General features: G+C 71.0%; 2 protein-coding genes. Both read right to left on the reverse strand.

Annotation, left to right across the window (positions count from 1 at the left end; translation table 11 throughout):
- Positions 1–128 precede the first annotated feature (128 nt).
- Positions 129–1328, reverse strand: a complete 1200-nt coding sequence (locus tag EYA84_RS30090) for an ABC transporter substrate-binding protein (protein WP_161595069.1) — start codon at positions 1326–1328, stop codon at positions 129–131.
- Between the two features lie 92 nt (positions 1329–1420).
- Positions 1421–2665 (reverse strand): aldehyde dehydrogenase family protein (locus EYA84_RS30095; RefSeq protein ID WP_131057545.1); only part of this gene is annotated, 1245 nt, incomplete at its 5' end.

The raw sequence follows: 2665 nt of genomic DNA on the forward strand, positions 1-2665 counted from the left end.
TCTGAGCGCTAGTCTCGTGGGCTCGGATATTTGTATAAGAGACAGGGCCACGAGTGGCGCGAGGCGGCGTGGGGACGGTGGGGGTGGTCGGCCGGGGCGGCCGGCGGTACCGGTCGCCCCGGCGACGGTCAGCCGGCGATGAAGCTCTGGAACCGTTCGTTGACCACGTCGTAGTTGCTGCGGTCGGTGCCGTTGTACGGCTTGTACCAGTAGAAGGAGTCGATCCGGAAGGTGATGTCGTTGGGGACGCCGCCGAGTTCGGGCACGTTGTTGGTGGACGTCGTCCAGTGGTCGGCGAGGGACTTGTCGGCGGCCTCGTAGATCGCCGTCGAGGGGATCGGCTGCCGCCACGCCTCACCGATGCGGGCGCCGATGCTTGGCTCGAACCGGAAGGCGATGCTGGCCATCGAGGCCTTCACGTTCGGCGCGCCCTTCGGCACGGCGAGGAAGTCCACGTGCGCGAGAGCCTGGTTGAGCGTGTACGCGACGGGGGCGCCCTGGTCGATCAGGTCCTCGATGCGCGCGTTGGACATCGCGACCATGGTCGCCTCGCCGGTGGCGAGCAACTGCTGGGCCTCGGTGCCGGAACCCCACCACTTCACCACGTGCGGCTTGATCTGCTCCAGCTTGCGGAAGGCGCGGTCGAAGTCGAGCGGGTACATCTGCTCCGGCGTGACGCCGTCGGCCAGCAACGCGGCCTCGATCACCTTCACCGGCTCGAAGTTCTGCAGGGACCGCTTGCCGGGGAAGCGCTCGACGTCCCAGAAGTCGGCCCAGGACGTCGGGCGCGAGTCCGCGTTCGGGTACGAGTCGAGGTTGTAGGCGAGCACGATGGACGCCTCGGCGTACCCGATCGCCTTGGGCAGTTTGTACTGGTCGTCCATGGTGTCCAGCACGTTCTGCGGGAACAGCGAGTAGTCGATGTCCTCCAGGCAGCAGTCGGCGAACTGCTCGTAGTTGCCGGCGGTGACGCTGAACTGGTCGATGTCGACGCGTCCGGCACCGACCTGGCTCTCGATCCGGTTGTAGATGTCGGTCGACCACGGCACCTCGACGACCTCGACGCCGGTGATCGCGGTGAAGGGTCGCCACACGTGCTCGAACTCGGTGTCGGAGAAGGTACCGCCGAAACCGACGTTGGTGATCTTGCCGCTCAGGTCACCCGTGTTCCACGGGCGTCCCTCGAAGTCGCCGGCGGCCGGCGCGTCCGATCCGGTGTCGCTGCCGCAGGCGGCGAGGAGGGTGACCGCGGCCAGTGCGGCGGCGGCGTGGCGCAGGGCCCGGCCGGTACGGCGGGCGTGGGCATATCGTCCGGTAGGTGGGGTCATGTCGATCGGCTCCATTTCATCGCTGGGCGCTCCGGCCCCGTTGACTGGCGCACTCGGTCATTCGGCACGGTGGGGGCGGTGGTCGTCGCGCGCTACTCGGAGGTGGACGGCCCGGCCGGTGGCGGGCCGTACCAGTGGGTCTGGACGTTGGCGAACTCGCCGAACCCGTCGGCGGCGAGTTCGCGGCCGATGCCGGAGCGCCGGATACCGCCGAAGGGCAGCCGCCAGTCGCTCTGCACGATCTCGTTGACGAAGACCATGCCGGCCGGCAGGGCGTCGGCGAAGTGGTCGGCGCGTTCCGGCGAGGTGGTCCAGACGCTCGCGCCCAGGCCGTACTCGTCGCTGTCGGCGAGCCGCAGCAGGTCCTGCGTGCTGTCGGCGACGAGGACCGGTGCCACCGGCCCGAAGGTCTCGTCCCGCCACACGGGTGCGTCCACCGGCACGTCGGTGAGGATGGTCGGTGGGTAGTAGAAACCGGCGCCGGCGACCGGTTCGCCGCCGAGGACCACCCTCGCCCCGGCGGCGACCGACTCGCGGACCTGCGTGTGCAGCAGGTCGCGCAGGTCGGCGCGGGCCAGCGGGCCGACGTCGGTCCGTGGGTCGGCCGGATCGCCGACCCGGTGGGCGGCGAACCGGTCGGTCAGCGCGGCGAGGAACTCCTCGGCCACCGGCCGTTCGACGAGGAACCGTTTGGCGGCCACGCAGCTCTGCCCGGCGTTGCCCAGCCGGGACCGGGCGGCGGCGGACGCGGCGGCCTCGACGTCGGCGTCGGCCAGCACGATGAACGGGTCGGAGCCGCCGAGTTCCAGCACGACCTTCTTGACAGCGGCTCCGGCGGCGGCGGCGATCGCCGCGCCGGCGGTGACGCTGCCGGTGACCGAGACCCCGGTGACCGCCGGGTGGGCGATCACGTCGGCCACGGCCGACTCCGACACCAGCAGTGGGGTGAACACGCCGGGCGGCAGACCGGCCCGCGCGACGACGTCGGCCAGGGCGAGGGTGGAGAGCGCGGCGTTCGGCGCGGGCTTGACCAGGCAGGTGTTGCCGAGTAGCAGGTTCGGTACGGCCAGCCGTAGGGCCTGCCAGTACGGGAAGTTCCAGGGCATCACGCCGAGGATCACTCCGGTGGGACGCAACCGGATCCGGGCCGGCAGGTCCCCGGCCAGGGGCCGCCGGTCGGCGAGCAGGGTGTCGGCGTGGTCGGCGAACCCGTCGCACAGCGCCCGGCACTTGTCGACCTCGGCCACCGACTGCGCCACCGGTTTGCCGATCTCGCGGACCAGCAGGTGGGCCAGGTCGTCCCGGGCCGCGCCGAGGGCGGCGGAGAGGGCCCGCAA

Origin of the sequence: Verrucosispora sp. SN26_14.1 (genome assembly GCF_004307965.1) — a bacterium.
Taxonomy (GTDB): domain Bacteria; phylum Actinomycetota; class Actinomycetes; order Mycobacteriales; family Micromonosporaceae; genus Micromonospora.